Genomic DNA, 21,800 nt, shown 5'->3' on the forward strand with positions numbered 1-21,800 from the left:
AAAGGAGAATTTGAATGATTATTAAAGAAGTTACAATGCGCAAAATGAAGATGTCTTTGAAAGATCCATTTACAACAAGCTTTGGTACGTTCCAGGATAAAGATTTTTTATTACTCGAAGCAAAGGATGAGCTTGGCAATACCGGGTGGGGGGAGTCGGTCGCATTTCATTCGCCGTGGTATAGCGAAGAAACGCTTGAAACAAATTTACATATGATCAAAGATTTTTTACTTCCATTAGTACTCGGGAAAGAAATCGGACATCCCGATGAAGTCAATGAGCTATTTTCTGCAATCCGTAGAAATAATATGGCGAAGTCAACGATTGAAGGGGCGATTTGGGACCTTTACGCAAAGCGAAACAAATTGACGTTAGCCGAAGCATTGGGTGGAAAACAAGAGAAAATTGAAGTAGGCATTAGTATCGGGATTGATGAAGATATGGATCGTTTAGTCGAAACGGTTCGCGGTTTTATTGAAGAAGGCTATAAACGGATCAAGGTGAAAATTAAGCCTGGCTTTGATGTTGAAGTGATGCGCGAGCTTCGAAGGAATTTCCCGGACGTTCCAATGATGGCGGACGCAAATTCAGCCTATACACTAGAAGATGTCGACCTGCTGAAGCAGCTGGATGAATTTAATTTAACAATGATTGAACAGCCGCTTGCTTCCGATGATATTATTGACCACGCGACGTTGCAAAAACAATTGGAGACACCAATCTGTTTAGATGAAAGTATTCATTCATTAGAGGATACGCGAAAAGCAGTCGAACTTGGTAGTACTAAAATCATTAATATTAAAATCGGGCGTGTCGGTGGCTTGACGGAATCGAAAAAAATTCATGATTACTGCATGGAACACGGAATTCCGGTTTGGTGTGGGGGGATGCTTGAATCGGGGATTGGACGCGCGCATAACGTAGCACTGACAACACTTCCGAATTTCATATTACCGGGTGACACAGCTGGTTCGTCGCGTTACTGGGAACAAGATATCATTTCTCCGGAAGTTATCGTAGAAGACGGCTATATCACGGTACCGACTGGATACGGCATTGGATACGAGCCAGATCTAGAAGCAATTGATCAATTTACAGTAGAGACAATGCATTTTAAAGCAGAATAAGTGTAAGGGGTGAAAATTTCACCTCTTTACACCTATAATATTCAGAAAAAATAATCAACTCGATGTTGTGAAGGGGAAATAGTATGAAGAGAAGTTTTCAAATTGGTGGGGCATTTATTGGCGTTATCGTTGGTGCCGGCTTTGCATCTGGCCAAGAAATTTTACAGTTTTTCAGTAGTTTTGGGTTAATTGGCATTGCAGGAGCGCTCGTTGCGACTGGATTATTTGCATTTATCGGGATGAACTTGACACAGCTTGGAAGTCGCCTGCAGACGAATTCCCACCAAAGTGTGATCTACCATTTCACTTGCTGTGCGATTTGATCTGGATTTTTGGAAATAATTGTAACAGCTTTTTTCATACTAAAACCTTCGATAATGAATTCCATCACTTTTGTGCCGATGTAAAGCATCATAATCGTCAGCATCACTCTTTCAGCGCCGATAATAAAATGGGAAGATAAAACGACGATAAATCGAAAAATAACAAGCCATAGCTGATACTCCAACCAAAGAATTTGTTCGTCATACTAGCAAGTATTGTTGTCCCGGCTGTCGTCCCTCCAACGCGAATAATGAGCCCAATGCCAACGCCTGCAAAAACACCACCAAAAATTGTGTTTACAATGATTTCATTCGATGTAATGCGCCAGTCTGATGTGATATGTAAAAAGAGTGAGTTGAATAAAACAGCGATAATAGTGTAAATCGTTGTGTTCCTACTTAAATATTTATACCCAACAATAAGTAGTACGCCGTTAAGCACTAAGTTTACTAGTCCGGGCGACCATCCATAAAGATAATAAGCAATAATCGTCAGTCCAGTTACGCCACCTTCTCCAAGGTCATTCGGAATACAAAAAGATTCACAGCTAACGCAAAAATAAAAGACCCTGCAATAAAAAAGAGAAAGTCGACAATTCTTTTTTTCATATACTTACCGCCTATCTGTCAAAATCAGAGTTGATAAATCTTTCTAAACTGTACCATATTTCTTAGAATATTACCTTGAAATTAAAGTTTAGACAAACAACTACAATTCCATAGGTCAGCTTTTAAGGTCATTCGTAATGAGGTTTGTATAACTTTGTTATGATTTTATATTATTCGTAAGTCGAATTTCCATAATTGTTCGAGCCGCAAATGCAAAGTGTCAAAGTGCGTTTACCTGAATACTATAATAAAACGGGGGAGTATGAAGCAAACGGCGACGAAAATGAGGATGGAAAGATTTTGAATAAAATATATTTAGCAGGTTAAACGTTAATTTGGGGGATGGATTTGTTTGGTTGTGATATGACAAATGAAAATCCAGAAGATACCAATGAAGGTGTTAATATAGATAAAGAAGAAGGGGGAATTTCTGGGAATAAAGAACAATCGAATCCAAATGATAATGAATCCATTATGGCTCTTAATACGGGTTCTACCGAAACAGTCATTAATAAAGTTGAAGGTATGGACGTAGAAGTTAAAGTTATTAATTATGTAATACAACCTTATGACATTTCTTATCAATTAAATGAGACATTCGATAATCCCGAAGTGAAGCAAAACCAAGTTATTTATTCAACTCAAAATGATGAGTATAACATCACATTAGAAATTCACACCAATCTTGAAAATGCTATATCGAACTTACAAGAAAGTTTTATAGCGGAAGCGTATGAAGAAAAAGGGGAATTGGAAAGCACACCGATAGAAGAAAATGATTTGAAGGGGGAAATGCAGTTTTTTGCTTATAAGATTGATGAACATGTACTGGTGATTACTTACCAATATCCAGTTGAGGCAGGAGATGGCATGTATCCACTTTTAGAAGCCTTACGAAATTCGATTCATGTACAAAAATTTTTTGTGATATATGTATTTGGAAATTTAAAATTCCGCTGGATGTAAAAAAGCCAAAATACGCAGGTTGTGTATAAATACTTGCGTATTTTGGCTCTTTCATTTTGTTTCTTGAATCTGTAAGGTGTTTGGCAAAAATGCTCACCAAAAGGTACTTGTTTCAATTGATCTACTCATGCTTGTTCTTTTTCTAAAGCAACACATCATCCCTGTTCAAATTTACGACTGCGTTCAAATTTTGCATAGATATCCAAAACGATTTAATTCATACCTTCCGATCTAAACAATTGGTCAGCAATGTTCGCGCCAATGAAGACGGAAGGAGCCGTGGTAATCCCGTCCGAGACAAAAGGTGCAATAGAATTATCTACAACACTGAAATCTTTTGCACCATTATAATATAGTACCCGTACGCGGTTCAATTATGACGAATATTCTGTATAAGTATTAAAGAGAAACACTTATAAACGTTGGTTTAAATATTTTTTATTCATCATGATATGCAATTGCGGTGTATTGTCTGAATTGTTTTTTGTACAGTAGTCGATCCCCTTAAAACAGATGAAATAGGGTATAGGTTATACAAAGACTCTATCATTCTGGCTAAAAGGAGAGACTAGTATGTATATCCGGAAAAAGTTACAGAAGCGTCGTTCCCCATTTGAAACAAAAATGTATGCAGTTAAACAAGTGATAGAATTCCACCGGAGCAAAAGAGTGGTCGCGGAAGAAATCGGCATCAGTGTAAGTTTAGTAATTAATTGGGTCAAGACTTTTGAGCAGCATGGTGAAGCTGGTCTTCAATCGAAAAAGTCACACTCGCTTTCAGATGGCGGGGGCGAATTAGAGCGCCTGCGTTGCATTGAAAAGAAATATTATCAACAACTTGAGAAGATTGAGATTCCAAAGAAGTTCCAGACCATTCTCAGGGAGAACAAAAACAAAAATCATATGATGCCATAATTTCCCTAAGAAAGGACTACCCAGTTGAAAGACTTTGTCGGGCACTTGGTGTCTCTAAAAGTGGGTATTACGTTTACCTTAAGCGTCGCCAACGAGAGCCTTCAGAACGTGACTTACGAGATATTGAGGCAATAAAACGAACGTATTATAAGAGTAAAAGAACTTATGGATGTAGACATATTGCAGGAGAACTTAAAGAAGGACGACATATTATCAACCATAAGCGCGTGTCCAACCTAATGCATTTAATTTAAAGTCTAAGATTAGAAAAGCAAGAATCACTAGGGGAAACAAGAACAATCCTTAGTGGCTGTGTTTATCCAAATCTATTAAACAGAGATTTCAATGTAGTTTCTCCTAATCTAAAATGTGCCATGGATTTTTCCGAAATCAAAGCAGAAGGTGCCTATGTTGAAATGTTTATTTAGTTGCGGCACCATTGCTTGCTGTCTTAATTCTATTTTAGAAAATGCGCAAAACTATCACTATTTCTTACGAATTGCTGTTTGGTTATTTATTAGATTTTATATTAAATTTCCTTCTTAAAATCTTGAAAATAGCGATGACAATGTTTTACAAAAGCCTTTGAGATTTTTGTTGGGTATGAATACCGATGGCGTAATAAACCAATCGTTCGGGTAAACTTTCCGTCAATAATTTTTAAGTGCTTTATTTTATTTGCAGAGGGAAGAACAGCTGTTTCAGGTGTGAATGCCGCTCCACGTCCATTTTTGACAAGTTGCATAACCATTGTTGCTTCCTCTACTTCTATTTGGTAATCAGGTGAATATCCTATTGATTTACAATATTGATCTATCATTTGTCGAAAGCTGTATTGATTTGTTAAACCAACAAGTGGTAGGTTATCTAATTCCTTTAAGCGAATTGTACCTTTTTTTTCTTCTTTGTACGATTCGGGAACGCTTAAAAAAATTTCTTCTTCAAATAATGGCAACCATTCAATATTCGGATGTTCTATTTTCTTCGTGGTAATACATAAATCATATTTTCCATTTTCAATAAATTGTTTTAAGTTTTCTTTTGATAGCGAAACTTGTTGATATTTCACATGTGGGTATTCATTAAAAAATAAATCTATAATTTTTGTAAATATATATGGAAGCGTCGTAACGATTGATAGTTTTCCATTTTCATTTCCCCTTATTTCATCTAATCCACGCTCTAAATCACGTATTGCTGAAAATATATGCTCTGCACGTTTAAACAAAAACTTGCCATTTTCATTTAATGTAATGCGCCTGCCATTTCGGAAAAACAGATCCATTTCTAGTTCTGCCTCTAAATTTTTAATCGCCTTGCTTAATGCTGGTTGTGAGATTAAAAGTTCTTTAGCGGCCAATGACATATTCTCAAATTTTGCTGTGGTATAAAAATATTCTAATTTAATTAAGTCCATAATTCACCTCATACTATATAACTTGTAGTTATAAATGAATAACTTATTAGTATTTTTAATTATACCAAATAGAGTGTAAGATGTGAATTATCTGTAATATCAAAACATTTAGGGGAGTCTTTAAAAATATAAATAATAGTAGAGACCGAAAATGAGATTAAACAATAAAGTAGCAATCATTACAGGTGCGGCATCAGGTATGGGGATAGGGGAAGCGATTCGCTTTGCAGAGGAAGGCGCAAAAGTAGTCATCGCCGAATTAGAAGGTACGCAAGCTATTGCCGAAAAAATTAAAGGGTTTGGCGGAGAAGCGATTGCTGTATCTGTAAACGTAATGAAAACTGAAGATATTAAAAACTGCGTAGAATTAACTGATGAGATATTTGGTCCAGTTGATGTGCTAATAAATAATGCAGGTGTATTTGATCAATATGCTAAATCATTAGATACAGCAATAGACCAATGGAATTTCTTCTTATATATTAATCTAACAAGTATATTTGAATTTTCAAATGCTGTATTACCAGGCATGATTGAACGCGGCACAGGTTCAATCGTAAATATTGCTTCTATCGCAGGGCTGGTTGCAGGTAAAGGAGGCGCTGCTTATACAACTTCTAAACATGGAGTAATTGGATATACAAAGCACCTGACTTCTGAATATGCACGCTATGGCATTAAAATTAACGCAATTTGTCCTGGTACAATCGAAACGCCTCTCGTTAAAGACTTTTTATCGAATATTCCTAAAGTTTTAGTGCCAACGCATACTTTCGGGACAACAGAACAAGTATCCGTTTTGGCTTTGAATTTAGCATCAGATGAAGCACATTTTATGAGTGGGGCAATTGTACCGATTGAAGATGGCTTTACAGTTCAATAATTTGGAATAGTTGATATGAGAATTAAAGAATAGGAGTGTTTCTAGATGAAGTTAATCACTTATCTTAGGGGAAATCAAAGCCGTGTTGGTGTAATTCAAGGAGAAATGATAGTGGATGTTGGGGACTATTATCCGGATATTTTATCAATCATAAAGGCTGGTGATCATGGGCTCAAGAAACTCAATGAAATCTTAAAGTCTAATCCAGTACAAAGACCATTAAAACGTGAGTCTCTGTTGTCACCAATCCCAAACTTGGGGCGAAATATCTTCTGTGTTGGATGGAACTATTTGGAACACTTTAATGAACGTACACGAAAAGATATCGATTTACCGGCTAGTCCTACGATTTTTACAAAAGCGACAGGAACTGTAGCCGGACCTTATGAGGAGGTTCCTTTGGCGGAAAGTTTTACACAAATGTTTGACTACGAGGCAGAACTTGCCGTTGTTATCGGTCGTGAAGGAAAACGTATTTCTGAAGAAGAAGCACCTGATTATGTTTTTGGATATATGTCTGCTAATGACCTATCTGCAAGGGATGTGCAACAGCAGCATGGTGGTCAGTGGTTTATGGGGAAAAGCATGGACAAGTCATGTCCGATGGGACCTTGGCTTGTCACAAAAGATGAAATAGAGGATGTCCAAAACTTGGATATTTATTGTAAGGTCAATGGAGAAATCGTTCAATCCAGCAATACAAGTCTTATGATTTTTTCAATCAATAAAATCATTGCGGAAATTTCAAAAGCGATGACGATAAAACCTGGGGATATTATTTTAACTGGAACACCGTCAGGTATCGGTTCGAAACGTAATCCGCCTATTTTATTAAAGGCAGGAGATGAAGTGGAAGTTTATATTAGTGAAATTGGCGGAATAAAAAACAAGATTATTGAGGAAACAGTTAAAGATGAGTTGAATAATAATTTTTATACTCAAAAGATTTAGGTGGCGGCTTATTAAAATCTAGTATGGGGTGAAAATATGTCTATTGAAAAAATGACGCATGCGCGCATCGATCTAACAAAAGGAAATGAATTAATAATTAAAGAAATGCAAAGTTCGGGCATTACGTGGAAAACAGGAATTGATGGAGAAGAGATATGGATGGGGCGTATTGAAGTAGATGCCAATACTAAATCAAAGGCGCTACATCATAAAGAATCTGAAACTGTACATTATTTATTACGGGGAAAAGTTAAAGTTCATTATGGAGAAAATTATGCTAGTACTGTCGAACTTGGGGAGGGAGATTTCATTTATATTCCTCCCTATCTTGCTTATACATTTGAGAATCCAATTGAAACGGAAAAGCTTGATTTAGTTACTTTTATGGCTTCGACCCACCAAATTGTATATCTAGAAAGAGATGAACATGTTCAGGTGCCGGCAGAATTCAATAAAGAAGAAGTTTTAGTTGTAAGAGCATCTGAATTAGATGGTTCAACTGACCAAACAAAAAACATGCCACGAAAAACCGGCATTCAATCAACTAAAATTTGGATAGGGCGCGTGACTGGTGAACCTGCCAGCGATTCAGGGGCACATCATCATGGTGAAGCTGAAACAGGTGGATTTATTATTAGCGGAACAACACGAATTTTATATGGCCAGAATTATCAAGAGTATGCGGAATTTGTGTCAGGTGATTTTGTGCATGTACCCCCATTTGTACCGCATATTGAACGGAATCTGAACGACACTGAAGCAGTGGAATTTTTAACAGCTCGCAATCCTAGAAATATAGTTGTTAATTTAGAAGATTAATATTTAAACCGTTTATTTAATAGTTATAAATGCAGTAACCTTGTTGATAATTATTTTGAAACGGAGGGATAAAATTGGCATTTCCCAATAAAGTAATAATTCGTGAGGTTGGACCTCGTGAAGGCATGCAAGTTGAAAAGACACATGTAGCTACTGTGGATAAAATAAAATTAGTTGATATGCTTTCGGAGTGCAATTTGCCTGTAATCGAGGTTACTTCATTTGTAAGTCCTAAATGGGTGCCGCAAATGGCAGACGCTGAGTTAATTGCAGAAGGATTCAAAAGAAAACCAGGGATAGAATATCAGTGCGTTTATTTGAATTCGAAAGGAATAGAAAGAGCACAAGCGACAGGAAAGTTTGATTTGGAAGGCGTTATTAGTGTAATTGCAAGTGAAACATTTTCTATAAAGAACACGAATCGGACGATTGATGAAACATTCGCTGAAATGCATAATCGGATTGCTGTTCTGCAAAAATACAATATTCCAATTATCACAGCACCTGTAATGGCTGCCTTTGGTTGTAACTACGAGGGGAATATCGATCCACAACATGCATTAAGCTTGATTGCTAGAACATTAGAAATTGCAGAATCTTATGATATCAATTTGGAGCGTATCCTTCTTGGGGATACGATGGGATGGGCAAATCCAGTTACAATCGAATACCTCGTAGGTCGGGTGCAAGATAAATGGCCAGATAAGGATATTATTCTACATTTACATGATACACGGGGGATGGGATTAGCTAATGCTTATGCAGGGTTGAAGATGGGCGTCACCCATTTTGATGCTTCGGTAGGCGGATTGGGAGGTTGTCCATTTGGTGGTTTCAAAGGAGCGGCTGGAAACATCGCCACAGAAGACTTGGTTCATATGTGTCACGAACTTGGAATCGAAACTGGTGTTGATCTTAAGAAGTTAATGGATGTAACCCTGGAGGCGGAACGAATTCTCGGCCGCACTCTCCCTGGAAAGTTGGCACATGGAGGAAGTTTAGACACATACAGAAAGACTCCGCAAGTGTAAAAAACGTAACAGAGAAAATGTAAGCCCTTACTTAGATAAATAATGGATAAACATTATTGACAATTATATATATTGCAATATTGAATGACCATGCATTGAAAAAAACGAATGATTACAAATGGGAGGCATGAATGTTTATGGTAGTTGTAAATGGATTGGATAGTAGAGTAAATGAAAAGTTGGAAGAAATAAAAACATCGTCGAATAGACCATATTATGAGAAATTAAAAGCACAGGGCAAAATGTTTGTTCGTGATAAAATTAAATTCTTAGTGGACGAAGACAGTATTGAAATTGAAGACGGGGTTTTTGCACGTACTAAAGATGAACAATTTTTGCCTGGCGATGCTGTAGTCACACTTATTGCTAAAGTGAATGGCCGGTCGGTTGCGATTATTGCAAACGATATGACAGTTAAAGCTGGTACTTGGGGAGTAAAAACGATAGAAAAAATAATGCGTATGCAGGAACTTGCGGAAAAAAGAAAAATCCCTTTAATATATATGATTGATTCTGCCGGTGCCAGATTGAATGAACAGTTCGATACTTTTATTGATCGTCGTCATGCGGGAAAAATTTTTTATAATACAGCACGAATATCAGGCGTAGTTCCACAAATTGCACTTGTATTTGGTGCTTCACCGGCAGGAAGCGCATACCTCCCGGCGTTATGCGATTTTGTTGTCATGGTCGATAAAAATGCAAGTGTTTATCTTGGTTCGCCTCGGATGGCAGAAATGGCAACAGGAGAAAAAGTAACAATGGAGGAAATGGGCGGAGCAAAAATGCACAACCAGATAAGCGGACTGGGCGATATGCTTGTGCAGAATGAGGAAGAGGCCTTGAATGCTGCCAAACATTTCTTGGATTATATGCCGCAAAATTGGAAGGAGAAGGTGTCTTTAAAAGAATCCGTTGAACCATTGCCAGGAAAAAGAATTGAAGAACTTGTGCCGGCAAATCAACGTGTACCTATGGATATGTATGCGGTAATAGACCGAATTATAGATGCCGACTCTTTTTTCGAATTCAAAAAACTTTATGCTCAAGAGCTCATTACGGGATTTTCTCGGATTGGGGGAAGAGCCGTTGGAATTGTAGCGAATCAGGCAAAAACAAAAGGTGGCGTTCTTTTCCCTGAATCAGCAGAAAAGGCTGCGCACTTTATTTCCTTATGTGATGCTTACAACATTCCATTGCTCTTTTTGGTAGATTTACCTGGCTTTATGGTTGGCAGCAAGGTAGAAAAACAAGCAATTATTAGAAGGGGTGCAAGAATGTTATCCACAGTAGCCAATGCCACTGTCCCTCGAATTTCGGTAATTGTTAGAAAAGCGTATGGTGCTGGATATGTGGTTATGTCTGGTGCATCAATGCAACCGGACGCTTGTATTGCGCTTCCGCAAGCACAACCCGCGGTAATGGGTCCCGAAGCAGCCGTCAATGCGATGTATTTCAATAAAATCCAATCCATTGAAGATCCTGCTGAACGTCAAAAATTCATCGTAGAACAGCGTGAAAAATATGACGAAGATATTAATGTATGGAGTTCCGCATCGCAACTTTATATAGATGATGTTGTACCAGGTGACCGATTGCGACAAGATCTTATACAGAGATTTGACCTTTATTCGCAAAATAGAGATGTTTTGGAAGACATTGCAGAAAAGAAAACAGTCGTTAGAAGGGGATAGGATTTAATAAAAAGTCATGATAAAGGGGGTTAAGTTAATGACAAGTTCTCTTGAAAATAGAAGAAATATATTTGAGGAAAAAAGCAAAGAATGGACACCGAAACCCGTACATGAATTTTTCTTTCGGATGGCTGAACAATATAAAGATAATGATTATATAATTGGTCTGCAAAAAACGTGGACATATGCAGATATAAGCGACAAAAGTAAACAATTTGCCGCAGGGTTAATCAAACTGGAATTAAAACGTAATGAACATGTTGCATTAATTCTCCCGAATCATCCAGAATTTGTCGTTTCGAAATATGGAGTATCGGCAGCAGGAGGTATTGCAGTTCCACTAAATTACCGTTTGAAAAAAGAGGAACTAAACTACTTAATAAGCCAATCCGATTCTTCTTATATTATTACGCTAGATGTGTGGAATAATATAAATTTTGTCTCAATATTGAAGGAATTGTGTCCGGAAGTATTTGAGGGGAAAAGTTCAAAGGCGTTTCCGAATTTAAAAGAAATCATTGTTTTTTCGCCGGAAGGGAAAAAATACCCGGGTACGACAGCTTTTTATGATTTATTATTTTCGACAGAAATAAGCCAAGCAGAAGAAACGCTAAGTTATCTGAAGAAGCCCAAAGTAAGCGATGTGACCGATATTATGTATACATCTGGAACCACCTCTTTACCAAAAGGCGTCCTCGTAACACATGATATGGTATGGCGCAGTGCACTAGGCAGTTGTATTAATCGGGGTTATCAAGAAGGAAGAAAAATCTTTGTTCCCATTCCATTATATCATTGCTTTGCTTACATTGAGGGCATTATTGCCGCAAGTATGGTTGGTGGAGCAATCATTCTTCAAGTTGATTTTAATGAATCGCAATCATTGGAGTTAATGGAAGTCCATGAGGCGAGTGATATTCTCTGTGTACCAACAATCGGCTTAAGACTACTCGAAGAACAGCGTAAAAATCCGCGTGATCTGTCTAGTTTGCAAGCGATGTATTGTGCTGGTTCGGAAGTGTCCCAAAAGATATGGCATGACCTAAAGACAGAATTAGGCTTGAAAGAACTAATTACTGGTTATGGCATGACAGAGTGCGCAGCTGGAATTTTACAAACCGATCCAAACGATGAAATTTCACGTGTCGCGAAGTATGTAGGGCGCATTATTCCAGGCGGTCATATCGGATTAGATGAGTTGGATGGAAAAAATATACAGTTCAAAGTAAGGAATATAGATACAGGTCAGGATGAAGTTCACGGAACAGAAGGCGAATTGGTTTGCAGAGGTCCATTGGTCACTAGAGGGTATTATAAAAAGCCCGAAGAAACAGCAAACTCAATAGATAGTAACGGGTGGTTAAAAACAGGGGACCTTGCCATAATCGATGAAAATGGCTATATCTCCTTAACAGGCAGAATTAAAGAAATTTATCGAATTGGCGCGGAGAATGTAGCGCCTAAAGAAATTGAAGATGTGTTAACTAGTCACAATAAAATTAATCAAGCTTACGTTATTGGTGTGCCTGACACAATAATGGGTGAAGTAGGAATGGCCTGGATTGTACTTGAGCCAGGAGAGTCATTGGATGAACAGGAAATCTTTGAATACGCTTCAAATTATTTAGCTAGATTCAAAGTTCCAAAGTATTTTAAATTTATTCAACATGATGAACTCCCATTGACGGCTACTGGGAAGTTACAAAAGTTTAAGTTGAAAGAATTATATATGAATGAAGAAGAAAAGGTTCAATCGTAATTTACTAGCTTAATGAGGTGATTATAATAGACGTGTTAACAAATATGGCGGGAAATGTATGGAAAATTGTTGTAAACAAGGGGGATAAAGTTAGTTCTGGACAAGAGGTTATTATTTTGGAATCAATGAAAATGGAAATACCCATTACAGCTAAAAACGACGGAGAAGTTGCAGAGGTTATCGTAAATGAGGGGGATTTTGTAAATGATGGGGATGTCCTTTTGAAACTGGAATAATACTCTATTCAAAATTTTGAAGTAGAAATGATGAGGTTTTTGTTTAATAAAATCCTAATTGCTAACCGTGGTGAGATTGCATCTAGAATTATTTGAACTTGTCAATCTATGGGGATAAAAACTGTTGCAATTTACTCAGATGCTGATACAGCGGCTTAATATGTCAAAATGGCTGATGAAAACTATTGGTTGGTGGCCCGCGTGTAAATGAAAGCTACTTGAATGTCGATAAAATAATTGAAATAGCAAAAGAAGCGGAAGCTGAAGAAATTCATCCAGGATACGGATTACTATCCGAAAACCCCGGTTTTCCGAAACGTGTATAAGTAATGGAATCTTTTTTATAGGACCATCCACGGATGTGATTACAAAAATGGGAGGAAAAATAGGGGCGAGAAGGGCAATGGAGGCCGCAGGAGTTCCAATTGTTCCGGGGGATGGCACGCATTTATTAAATTTAGAGCAGGCTGAAGCGACCGCGAATAAATTGGCTATCCAATTATGTTAAAAGCATCCGCTTGTACCCATATACTTTTATCCCTCTCCAGGGACTATCACAAAGTTAGCAATCCCATCTGATGAAAATATTCGTCATGAATTGGTAGAAGAAGGATCAGAAGTAACCCTTTTTTATGATCCTATGATTGGAAAATTAATTGAAAAAGGAAAAAGTCGTGATAAAGTAATTGAGAATTAATCTCTGCGCTAGATGATTATGAGATTGAAGGAATAAAATCTAATATTCCTATGTTGAAAAAATATATCTCATCCAGAATTTAAAAATGGAAATACGACAACAAATTTTATTCAAGATAACTTGATCCATGTAAAACAGTGACGTAGAGCATGTTGGGATGTATGTAAGTTTGGGGGCCAAAGTGTTTCCAACGTTATTGATATATACGTATCAAAAGTATTAAACAAAGGAGTGTTCTTATGGCTGAAAATAACATGATTGTTCTGGAAAAACATAATGGAGTAGCAACCTTAAGATTAAATCGGCCCAAGGTTCATAATGCACTTTCGGGAGAAATGATGCACGAGTTCGTACAAGTTTGTGATGAGTTATCGAAAGATTCAGAAGTGAGGGTTATTATATTAACAGGAGCAGGTGAAAAGTCTTTTTGTTCTGGTGCGGATCTTGGAGGCATGGATGATAATAGTAGTGATAGTGTAGTCGAATTTAAAAGACATGTTACTAAATATAGAGATTGCTTACTAGCTTTACGAAGATTAAAAAAACCTGTTATTGCTGCGGTTAATGGTTATGCTTTAGCAGGAGGATTGGGTTTGGCTGTTTCATGCGATCTAGTCTATGCTAAAGAATCCGCTCAATTTGGAGTGCCAGAAATAAACGTAGGTTTATGGGGAATGATGATTAGCGCTCCCTTGGCGAATACCATCGGTTACCAAAAAACTTTTGAGTTAATGTATACCGGTGATCGTATAAAAGCGGAAAAAGCTAAAGAGATAGGCTTGGTTAACGATGTCTTTTCAGCTGAAAACTTTGAAGAAGAAATCAATAATATAGCTGAGAAATTGGCAACAAAAAATCCTATAGCTCTTAATCATGGAAGAGAAGCAATGTATATGATTCAAGCTATGGAATATGAAAGTTCATTAAGCTATTTGCGAGATCAAGTAGTCTTACTAAGCAGAACTGAAGACTACAGCGAAGGCATGAACGCATATAAGGGAAAAAGGGATCCGGTTTGGTCAGGACGTTAAACTAAACAACCTATGGTGAGTATACCTAAATATTTATATAGAAATAAGTAGAGATCGTAAATTTCGATATATTTCACGGGAATGGCGTGATTCCCGACTAATGCGAATTGGGGGGGACAGACGAAATTCAAAAAGAAATAATTGGAACTTTAACCGAATAATACTTATAAAAACTACGGAAGTATATAAGGGAGAGAGGGCATGGGGAAACTTGAAGGAAAAGTGGCAATCATTACGGGCGCTGCAGGTAGTATAGGAAGAAAAGTGGCAGAAGTTTTTTTGAATGAAGGAGCAAAGGTGTCACTAGTCGATATAGATGGCTCTACGTTAGAAGAAGTAAAAATGAAATTGGAATATGAAAATGTTCTCGTTGTAGAAGCAAATGTATCTGACGAAGAAGACGTTGAAAATTATGTTAATCAAACGTTAGAAAAATTTGGATCAGTTGATATTTTATTTAATAATGCAGGAATCATTGGTGAAATGGGACCTATTCATCAACAGTCATTAGAGAATTTTAATAAAGTGCTTTCGGTCAATACTACAGCGGTCTTTCTAGGCATGAAATATGTTATTCCAGTAATGAAAAAACAAAAACGTGGAAGTATTATTAATACATCTTCAGTTGATGGATTGAGAGGCAGTCCTAATATGGCACCATATTCGGCTTCAAAGCATGGAGTTGTTGGGTTAACTAAAACAGCCTCTTTAGAGGTGGCAGAAAATAATATAAGGGTTAACTCGATACACCCGGCCCCGGTTTATGGAAATATGATGAAAACTGTGCATCAAAGCATTAATAAAGAATATGAGAGTCAAGTAGAAAAGAAAATTTCAAGGAAAATACCTCTTGGGTACTATGCAAATTCAAAAAACATTGCAGACTTGGTATTGTTTTTAGCTTCAGATGACAGTGAATATATTACAGGATCATCATACCGGGTGGATGGTGGAATGGGTGCTACGAGTTAGGAATTATGAAGTTCATAGTTCTTGTTCTTGAATGAGGTCATATCCAAAAATATTAAGTAGATTATTAAGACGAAAAATAAGGCAGGGCACTTACCTAATAGTAGATAAAATAAGCTCTACCCTTTTCTAAAAGGTTGTTTTAAGTGGTATTCATACAATTGGTAAAATTAAATTTAAATAGTCATTGACAAAATGTTTTGAATTGACTAACGTTACGTATAATACTCCATATATCCTACTTTTATATGGTGAAAACATTATCTTGTAGAATTAGTTTAATTACTCTCCTTTAAATAAAATCTTTGAGAAGTGATTTTGCTAAAGCAGGAAGGAGGTGCTATTAATCGTGTTGTTCTTTGATGATTTTGAAATTGGCGATGAAATTTTTACACCTAGAAGAACTATTACTGAAACTGATATTGTACAGTTCGCAGGTTTGTCAGGGGACTTTAATCCATTGCACATTGATGAAGTGTTTGCAAGTAAGACACCATATAAAACAAGAGTGGCGCATGGATTATTATCTGTATCTGTAATAACAGGTTTACAATCCATGATGGGGAATGTAAACGGTTCTACGTTAGGTTTACTAGAGATTAATTGGAAGTTTCAAAGAGGAGTTATTGCAGGGGATACTATTTTCGGTAAGTTCGTTGTACACGAAAAAAAAGATACTTCTAAACCAGATAGGGGCGTACTGACTAGAAAAATTTATGTATATAATCAAAAAGAAGAGGTAGTTTCAGAGGGGGTTATTGTACTTCTTATGCTAAGACGTACATAACTAATGGAGACAAAAATTGTGTGAGAAGTCTGTCATGATTAATGCATTAATCAAAAGTGAGGAGCTGGGAATTGATGAATAAAAGGTTGATTACTTTACTGAGTTCGGCATTAATAGTTTTGTTAACTCTAACTGCTTGTTTGGAAAAGGAAGCGGAAACCCAAAGTGCGAGTTCCGAAGGTAGTGCCTCAGAAACCTCTAATAAAAAGTTTACATGGAAGTACTCTACTATTTATGCTGAGGGTTCAATCCAATATGAGAGAGATAAAAGATTCAAAGAGTTGGTTGAAGCGTTATCAAATGGTCAGATGGAATTGGAACTTCATCCTGTAGGTGTATTATCTGATGCTGGACAACTTCTTGATACAGTGAGTGAAGGAACGATTGAAATAGGTGGAGATTGGCCGGGGACTTGGTCAGGAAGGAACACTGCATTTAGTTTGTTAGGAACTCAAACGGGATTAACAGCTTTCGATTATATTATGTGGATAGAGCAAGGCGGCGGTCGTGATGTATACAACGAGATATATGGGCAATATAATCTAGTTTATTTCCCATATAATGCCCCTTCAAATGAATCTGGAATTCGTACAAATGAACCAATCAGAAGCTTGGAAGATTTAAAAGGTAAAAATATTCGTTTTGTTGGTACAGTACAAGAAAGAGTTTTACAAAAATTAGGCGGAAATCCTATGAATGTGCCAGCACACGAGTTATATGAAGCGGTACAAAGAGGAGTAATCGATGGATTGGAATTCGCAGGACCTGCTGGGGATAGAGCGATGAATTTCCACGAAGTAACTGACTATGTAGCAGCGCCTGGTTGGCATCAAACTGCATCTGTAACAGGAGTTATGATTAACAAAGATGCATGGGAGACATTACCTGACCATTTAAAAAACGTTATTGAGGTAGCTTCAAAAACAACAATGTTTGAAACAACGTTTAAGGAATTATATATGGATGCAGAAGCATCTGCAGAGATGGCTAAAGCAGGGATTGAAGTTAATTTTTATCCAGAGGAAGATCTAGAAAAAGTACAGGGCATAATTGGAGATGTGTTGGATGAACTTGCTGTAGAAAATAAAGATTTTGCTAAAGTATTAGATAGTCAAAGTGAGTTTATGAGTGATTATGCAGAATACCGTGAAATGCAAAAACCCTGGGGCTTTGGTGTGAATTCAGACCTGTTTAAAAGGTGATAGGAAAAAAAGTTAGACTAGATTAAAGAACCTTTTATCTAGTCTAACTTTTTACAAAGAGAAGGGAAGGTGAAGGCTATGAAAAAGATTACGAATGGCATTGATGCAATCAACTTATGGGTAGGGCGCATTGGTGCGTGGTCCGTCCTTGCACTAACACTCGTTATTGTATTTGAAGTGGTTAGTCGAAGATTACTTAATTCACCAACAATTTGGGGATACGAAGTAATTACTATGATTTATGGGTTCCACTTTATGATTGTTGCTGGTTATGCACTCCTCCATAAAAGTTTAGTTTCGGTTGATATATTATATGAGCGTTTCTCACCTAAAATGAAAGCTATATTAGACATAGCGACTTATCTAATGTTATTTTTTCCATTCGTGATTACTGTACTTTTTGTCAGTTATGATCAAGCAATATTTTCGTGGTCCATTCAAGAGAAATCTTCAACATTATTCGGGGCTCCTTTGTATTTGACGAAAACTGTTATACCAATAGCATTTTTATTACTTGCTTTACAAGGGGGGTCGGAAGTACTGAAACGAATAATGATCTTGATGAAAGAAGGTGAAAATACTTAATGGAAGAGATAATGGTTGTAATGTTATTTATTAGTTTAGTTATAGGTCTAGCTACAGGACATCCAATAGCCTTTGTATTGGGGGGATTAGCAACTATTTTTGGTTTATTAGGCTGGGGTCCTCAAGCAATTAAAATTTTTACTAACAATATTAACTCAGTTATGGGTAACTTCACGTTAGTTGCCATTGCAATGTTCACTTTGATGGCAAACTTATTAGCCTCTTCCAGAATCGCCGAAGGATTATTCGAGTCTTTGCGTTATTTATTAGGGAGGTTACAAGGAGGTTTAGCATTTGCCGTCATTGTAGTTTCGACAATTTTAGCGGCTACCACAGGTGTCGTTGGTGCATCAATAGTAACGATGGGGGTATTGGGACTTCCTGTCTTGTTGAAGTATGGATATGATGAAAGGTTATCAACCGGAGTTATTGCGGCAGGAGGAACTTTAGGTATATTAATTCCCCCAAGTATTATGTTAGTTGTAATGGGAGCCCAAGCACAAGTTTCTGTTGGAGACTTATTCAAGGCAGCCTTGGTGCCAGGATTGATATTAGCCTTCAGTTATTGTGTGTATGTGCTTGTTCTTTGTTGGAAGAATCCCGAAATGGGACCGGCTATGACAGAAGAAGAATTAGCCGCTATGCCATTGAAAAAAAGAATTACTGGTAGTTTGGTAAACCTTATTCCTCCATTAATATTAATCGTTGCCGTACTCGGAACGATTTATACAGGGGTAGCGACTCCAACTGAAGCAGCTGGAGTCGGGGCATTCGTAGCTTTACTGATGACAATTGCGTATCGGAAGTTCAGTTTTAAAATGTTAAGTGACTCTGTTTATGAAACTGCTAAAACGACTGCAATGGTTTTAATAATAATGGTAGGAGCAACTGCATTTGCTTCCATTTTCATGGCATTAAACGGAGATAAGTTATTTCAAAATATCGTAAACTCCTTTGGTTTTGGAAAATGGGGTGTTTACATTGTCATGATGATTTTTATTTTCGTATTAGGAATGTTTTTGGATTGGGTAGCCATTGTGATGATTACTTTCCCAATCTTTCTACCATTATTAGAAAGCTATGACTTCAATATGGTTTGGATTGTAATAGTAATATCAGTGATGCTACAATCTTCTTTTTTAACACCACCTTTTGGTCATGCATTGTTTTATATTAAAGGAGTGGTAGGAGATTCAATTTCATTAGGTGTAATATACCGAGGAATTGTACCTTTTGTAGCTATTATTTTATTAGTCTTGGTTATAATAACGGTTTTCCCAGGTCTAGTATTGTGGTTCCCAAGTGTTTTTTAAGTAGCAAAAATACCGTACAATCATTGGAAAGGGGATTATTACATTGAGTTTATTGTTTACACCATATGAAATACGGGGCACTGTACTGAAAAACAGAGTGGTGATGTCGCCAATGTGTATGAATGCTAGTTTTGGTGCAGATGGATACACTTCTAATTGGCATCAAGTGCATTATGCGAGTAGAGCGATGGGGGGAGTTGGTTTGGTTATGATCGAGTCAACGGCTGTAAACCCGAATGGAAGAATTAAAATGCATGATATAGGTATATGGGATGATAAATTTGTGCCAGGTTTACGGACAATTGTAGATGCCGTGCATGATAGTGATTCTAAAATTGCGGTTCAACTTGCACATGCAGGAAGAAAAGCTCTTGTTGATGGAAGTATCATTGGTCCCTCACCACTTCCGTTTCAAGATGATATGAAAATGCCAATTGAAATGACAGTAGAGATGATAAAAGATACGATTGAGGAATTTAAGCAAGCTACCATTAGGTCAAAGGAAGCGGGGTTTGATGTAATAGAACTACATGGTGCGCATGGATATTTAATTAATCAATTTTTATCGCCTTTGTCTAACAAGAGAACAGATGAATACGGGGGAAGTCGAGAAAATCGATTCCGGTTTTTAAAGGAAATTATTAAAGAAGTACGTTCCGTTTGGGATCAAGGGCTATTCGTTCGAATCTCTGCAGATGAATACCATCCTGAAGGAAATACAATGGATGACTTTGTATATTTCTCAGAACAAATGAAAACGTTGGGTGTAGATTTGATTGATTGTAGCTCAGGAGCAGTAGTTCCAGCAAAAATTGACGTTTTTCCTGGTTACCAAGTTCCATTAGCTGAAAAGATTAAAAAGTATGCAGATGTGCCTACCGGTGCTGTTGGATTGATTACGGATGCCTTACAAGCGGAAGAGATTGTAAAAAATAATAGAGCTGATTTAGTTTTCTTGGCAAGAGAATTTCTGCGCGATCCTTATTGGCCACTTCGAGCTGCCGCAAAGCTTGGTATTTCATTAGAACCCCCTGCTCAATATAGAAGGGCATGGAATGAAATTTTGCCTAATAATTATGGATCTGTTAATGAAAGATGGTACCCAGGTAAAGAACCAGTATAAACTTTTGTTATTGCATGCAACATTATTATTAGTTGTATGAATGAAAAAATAATTCAATATATTGGCTTGTCCAGACTAGTATGAAACACCTTGCAATTAAGTTTTTAAGTGGAAGGAGTTTGTAAATGACTAGATTACCATATGTGGATCATGATGCCCCTACACCCCTTCAAAAAATTGTATCGGAAACACCAGAGATTTTATCCGCCTATTTACAAATGGAAAAAGCGTTGGGGAATGTGCTTAAACCAAATATTTTGGAGTTGACACGATTGCGGGTAGCCGCAAACAATGATTGTAAATTTTGTAAAAGTATTGAATTAAATAAATTGGATGCAAACAAAAGAAATGTTGCACTTCGAAAGGAACAGTCAATTGATTTGACACTAAAAGAAGAAGCAGCTCTTCAATTAGTTGATGAAGTAATGGCCTATCATGGAATTTTAACAGATCAATTATTTTCAAAAGTGAAAGAACATTTTTCTGCTAAGGAGATTATTGCTTTATTATTTCAAATTGGGCAAAAGAATAGTGGTGGATGGTTTAATATCGCGATGGATGTTGCTGAACAAAATAATTGAATCTTGGAGGGAATTAAAATGATTACAAGAATGGGGATTTTAGAAAAAAGCAATAGTATGACTGAAGAGGAATTTAACGATTATTGGCTAAATATTCATGGGCCATTAGTGAGAGATTTTGATTGTCTACGTAAGTATCATCAAAATCATATTGTTGATAGGGAGCAACGTGGAATTAGTTACCCGCGATCTTCCCAAGTTGTAGATGGGTTTTCGGAACTGTGGTTTGATGATGTCAAGGCAATGGAAAATTGTTTTAATGCGGATGCATTACATGTACTAAAAGAAGATGAAAGTAAATTTCTACAAAACGTACCAATCATCGTAGCAAGACAAAATATCGTCGTCCCACCTCCTGAAGATGATGAAAAGTATGTTAAAAGAATGACATTACTAAAACGTCGTTTTGATATAGATGTCGAAGAATTTCAACACCAATGGGAGAATGTTCATGGAGAATTAGTGAAGACAATGCCTGGGATTAAGGGATACATTCAAAATGTAATAATTGACCGAGAACTAAGAGGAAAAAAAGCGAACTATGAAGATATCCCAATTGATGGCATCGTGGAATTTTGGTTTGATAGTAAGGGATGTATAGAAAAAGCATTTCACTCACCAGAAGGTAGGAAAACAATGGAGCATTCGGAATCCTTTTTGGAAGAAATTACAACATTTTTAGTGAAAACCCATAAGATAAAATAACGTTAAAAGAGTAAAATAGAATATTACAAATAAACTTCAGGAAGTTATTGGTCAATAGCCTGATGAATTTCCCTATA

General features: G+C 36.9%; 22 protein-coding genes and 3 pseudogenes. 23 read left to right on the plus strand and 2 right to left on the minus strand.

Annotation, left to right across the window (positions count from 1 at the left end):
• Positions 1–14: 14 nt before the first annotated feature.
• Positions 15–1,127 carry an o-succinylbenzoate synthase gene (gene menC / locus BI350_RS07905; protein WP_075527602.1) on the plus strand — a complete coding sequence of 371 codons (1,113 nt, stop codon included), beginning with the start codon at positions 15–17 and terminating at the stop codon, positions 1,125–1,127.
• An 83-nt stretch (positions 1,128–1,210) separates the two neighbouring features.
• Positions 1,211–1,429, plus strand: a pseudogene (locus tag BI350_RS07910) (hypothetical protein); the annotation flags it as partial.
• A gap of 2 nt (positions 1,430–1,431) precedes the next feature.
• On the opposite strand, the pseudogene BI350_RS07915 reads toward BI350_RS07910, so the two are convergent.
• Positions 1,432–2,059 (minus strand): annotated as a pseudogene (locus BI350_RS07915) (YitT family protein); the annotation flags it as partial.
• Between the two features lie 342 nt (positions 2,060–2,401).
• Here BI350_RS07915 and BI350_RS07920 point away from each other — a divergent pair.
• The 3 genes from BI350_RS07920 to BI350_RS17405 all read left to right on the plus strand — a co-directional run bounded on the left by BI350_RS07920 (position 2,402) and on the right by BI350_RS17405 (position 4,194).
• Positions 2,402–3,025, plus strand: a complete 624-nt coding sequence (locus BI350_RS07920; RefSeq protein ID WP_155767496.1) for a hypothetical protein — start codon at positions 2,402–2,404, stop codon at positions 3,023–3,025.
• A gap of 573 nt (positions 3,026–3,598) precedes the next feature.
• Positions 3,599–3,940, plus strand: coding sequence for a helix-turn-helix domain-containing protein (locus BI350_RS07925; RefSeq protein ID WP_075527605.1), 342 nt, complete (start codon positions 3,599–3,601; stop codon positions 3,938–3,940).
• Between the two features lie 131 nt (positions 3,941–4,071).
• Entirely contained in the window at positions 4,072–4,194 is a 123-nt protein-coding gene (locus tag BI350_RS17405; RefSeq protein WP_425423248.1) for an IS3 family transposase, read from the plus strand.
• Positions 4,195–4,469: 275 nt separating this feature from the next.
• Here BI350_RS17405 and BI350_RS07930 read toward each other — a convergent pair whose 3' ends face one another.
• Positions 4,470–5,357, minus strand: coding sequence for a LysR family transcriptional regulator (locus BI350_RS07930; protein ID WP_075527606.1), 888 nt, complete (start codon positions 5,355–5,357; stop codon positions 4,470–4,472).
• Positions 5,358–5,508: 151 nt separating this feature from the next.
• Between BI350_RS07930 and BI350_RS07935 the strand changes: the two genes are divergently transcribed.
• From BI350_RS07935 to BI350_RS08010, 18 genes and pseudogenes are all read left to right on the plus strand, one after another.
• Positions 5,509–6,240, plus strand: a complete 732-nt coding sequence (locus tag BI350_RS07935; RefSeq protein ID WP_075527607.1) for an SDR family NAD(P)-dependent oxidoreductase — start codon at positions 5,509–5,511, stop codon at positions 6,238–6,240.
• 45 nt (positions 6,241–6,285) lie between these two features.
• Complete coding sequence (locus tag BI350_RS07940; RefSeq protein WP_075527608.1) at positions 6,286–7,191, plus strand: fumarylacetoacetate hydrolase family protein; 906 nt, start codon at positions 6,286–6,288, stop codon at positions 7,189–7,191.
• 36 nt (positions 7,192–7,227) lie between these two features.
• A complete protein-coding gene (locus tag BI350_RS16645) occupies positions 7,228–8,010 on the plus strand; it encodes a cupin domain-containing protein (RefSeq protein ID WP_082295001.1) in 783 nt (260 codons plus the stop codon).
• A 74-nt stretch (positions 8,011–8,084) separates the two neighbouring features.
• Positions 8,085–9,041 (plus strand): hydroxymethylglutaryl-CoA lyase, encoded by a 957-nt coding sequence (locus BI350_RS07950; protein WP_211117180.1) that lies wholly within the window; start codon positions 8,085–8,087, stop codon positions 9,039–9,041.
• A gap of 137 nt (positions 9,042–9,178) precedes the next feature.
• Positions 9,179–10,735, plus strand: coding sequence for an acyl-CoA carboxylase subunit beta (locus BI350_RS07955; RefSeq protein WP_075529299.1), 1,557 nt, complete (start codon positions 9,179–9,181; stop codon positions 10,733–10,735).
• Positions 10,736–10,772: 37 nt separating this feature from the next.
• Positions 10,773–12,494, plus strand: coding sequence for a class I adenylate-forming enzyme family protein (locus BI350_RS07960; RefSeq protein WP_075527609.1), 1,722 nt, complete (start codon positions 10,773–10,775; stop codon positions 12,492–12,494).
• A 23-nt stretch (positions 12,495–12,517) separates the two neighbouring features.
• Positions 12,518–12,730, plus strand: a complete 213-nt coding sequence (locus BI350_RS07965) for an acetyl-CoA carboxylase biotin carboxyl carrier protein subunit (RefSeq protein ID WP_155767572.1) — start codon at positions 12,518–12,520, stop codon at positions 12,728–12,730.
• A gap of 39 nt (positions 12,731–12,769) precedes the next feature.
• Positions 12,770–13,249: pseudogene (locus BI350_RS17360) on the plus strand (biotin carboxylase N-terminal domain-containing protein); the annotation flags it as partial.
• Between the two features lie 67 nt (positions 13,250–13,316).
• Complete coding sequence (locus BI350_RS17365) at positions 13,317–13,427, plus strand: hypothetical protein (RefSeq protein ID WP_342672215.1); 111 nt, start codon at positions 13,317–13,319, stop codon at positions 13,425–13,427.
• 239 nt (positions 13,428–13,666) lie between these two features.
• On the plus strand, positions 13,667–14,458 hold the full coding sequence (locus BI350_RS07970) for an enoyl-CoA hydratase/isomerase family protein (protein ID WP_082295004.1): 792 nt from the start codon (positions 13,667–13,669) through the stop codon (positions 14,456–14,458).
• A 201-nt stretch (positions 14,459–14,659) separates the two neighbouring features.
• Positions 14,660–15,430 carry an SDR family NAD(P)-dependent oxidoreductase gene (locus BI350_RS07975; RefSeq protein ID WP_075527610.1) on the plus strand — a complete coding sequence of 257 codons (771 nt, stop codon included), beginning with the start codon at positions 14,660–14,662 and terminating at the stop codon, positions 15,428–15,430.
• 346 nt (positions 15,431–15,776) lie between these two features.
• Entirely contained in the window at positions 15,777–16,214 is a 438-nt protein-coding gene (locus BI350_RS07980; RefSeq protein WP_211117181.1) for a MaoC/PaaZ C-terminal domain-containing protein, read from the plus strand.
• Between the two features lie 74 nt (positions 16,215–16,288).
• Entirely contained in the window at positions 16,289–17,416 is a 1,128-nt protein-coding gene (gene dctP / locus BI350_RS07985) for a TRAP transporter substrate-binding protein DctP (protein WP_075527611.1), read from the plus strand.
• Between the two features lie 78 nt (positions 17,417–17,494).
• Complete coding sequence (locus tag BI350_RS07990; protein ID WP_075527612.1) at positions 17,495–18,001, plus strand: TRAP transporter small permease subunit; 507 nt, start codon at positions 17,495–17,497, stop codon at positions 17,999–18,001.
• Positions 18,001–19,314 (plus strand): TRAP transporter large permease, encoded by a 1,314-nt coding sequence (locus BI350_RS07995; protein ID WP_075527613.1) that lies wholly within the window; start codon positions 18,001–18,003, stop codon positions 19,312–19,314. Before BI350_RS07990 ends, BI350_RS07995 begins: the two co-directional genes overlap by 1 nt.
• Positions 19,315–19,417: 103 nt before the next feature.
• Positions 19,418–20,437 (plus strand): NADPH dehydrogenase NamA, encoded by a 1,020-nt coding sequence (gene namA, locus BI350_RS08000; RefSeq protein ID WP_245698331.1) that lies wholly within the window; start codon positions 19,418–19,420, stop codon positions 20,435–20,437.
• A 125-nt stretch (positions 20,438–20,562) separates the two neighbouring features.
• A complete protein-coding gene (locus tag BI350_RS08005; RefSeq protein WP_075527615.1) occupies positions 20,563–21,018 on the plus strand; it encodes a carboxymuconolactone decarboxylase family protein in 456 nt (151 codons plus the stop codon).
• Between the two features lie 18 nt (positions 21,019–21,036).
• Entirely contained in the window at positions 21,037–21,723 is a 687-nt protein-coding gene (locus tag BI350_RS08010; protein ID WP_075527616.1) for an EthD domain-containing protein, read from the plus strand.
• Positions 21,724–21,800 lie beyond the last annotated feature (77 nt).

It is taken from the genome of Sporosarcina ureilytica (assembly GCF_001753205.1).
GTDB lineage: Bacteria > Bacillota > Bacilli > Bacillales_A > Planococcaceae > Sporosarcina > Sporosarcina ureilytica.

Excerpts from the sequence above, each read along its gene's own strand:
- BI350_RS07940 (WP_075527608.1), top strand. The coding sequence starts at position 6,286 with ATGAAGTTAATCACTTATCTTAGGGGAAATCAAAGCCGTGTTGGTGTA.
- BI350_RS07955 (WP_075529299.1), top strand. The coding sequence starts at position 9,179 with ATGGTAGTTGTAAATGGATTGGATAGTAGAGTAAATGAAAAGTTGGAA.
- BI350_RS08010 (WP_075527616.1), top strand. The coding sequence starts at position 21,037 with ATGATTACAAGAATGGGGATTTTAGAAAAAAGCAATAGTATGACTGAA.
- namA (WP_245698331.1), top strand. The coding sequence starts at position 19,418 with ATGTCGCCAATGTGTATGAATGCTAGTTTTGGTGCAGATGGATACACT.
- BI350_RS07930 (WP_075527606.1), bottom strand. The coding sequence starts at position 5,357 with ATGGACTTAATTAAATTAGAATATTTTTATACCACAGCAAAATTTGAG.
- BI350_RS07995 (WP_075527613.1), top strand. The coding sequence starts at position 18,001 with ATGGAAGAGATAATGGTTGTAATGTTATTTATTAGTTTAGTTATAGGT.
- menC (WP_075527602.1), top strand. The coding sequence starts at position 15 with ATGATTATTAAAGAAGTTACAATGCGCAAAATGAAGATGTCTTTGAAA.
- BI350_RS07925 (WP_075527605.1), top strand. The coding sequence starts at position 3,599 with ATGTATATCCGGAAAAAGTTACAGAAGCGTCGTTCCCCATTTGAAACA.
- BI350_RS07920 (WP_155767496.1), top strand. The coding sequence starts at position 2,402 with ATGGATTTGTTTGGTTGTGATATGACAAATGAAAATCCAGAAGATACC.
- BI350_RS07975 (WP_075527610.1), top strand. The coding sequence starts at position 14,660 with ATGGGGAAACTTGAAGGAAAAGTGGCAATCATTACGGGCGCTGCAGGT.
- BI350_RS07990 (WP_075527612.1), top strand. The coding sequence starts at position 17,495 with ATGAAAAAGATTACGAATGGCATTGATGCAATCAACTTATGGGTAGGG.
- BI350_RS08005 (WP_075527615.1), top strand. The coding sequence starts at position 20,563 with ATGACTAGATTACCATATGTGGATCATGATGCCCCTACACCCCTTCAA.
- dctP (WP_075527611.1), top strand. The coding sequence starts at position 16,289 with ATGAATAAAAGGTTGATTACTTTACTGAGTTCGGCATTAATAGTTTTG.
- BI350_RS07970 (WP_082295004.1), top strand. The coding sequence starts at position 13,667 with ATGGCTGAAAATAACATGATTGTTCTGGAAAAACATAATGGAGTAGCA.
- BI350_RS07935 (WP_075527607.1), top strand. The coding sequence starts at position 5,509 with ATGAGATTAAACAATAAAGTAGCAATCATTACAGGTGCGGCATCAGGT.
- BI350_RS16645 (WP_082295001.1), top strand. The coding sequence starts at position 7,228 with ATGTCTATTGAAAAAATGACGCATGCGCGCATCGATCTAACAAAAGGA.
- BI350_RS07960 (WP_075527609.1), top strand. The coding sequence starts at position 10,773 with ATGACAAGTTCTCTTGAAAATAGAAGAAATATATTTGAGGAAAAAAGC.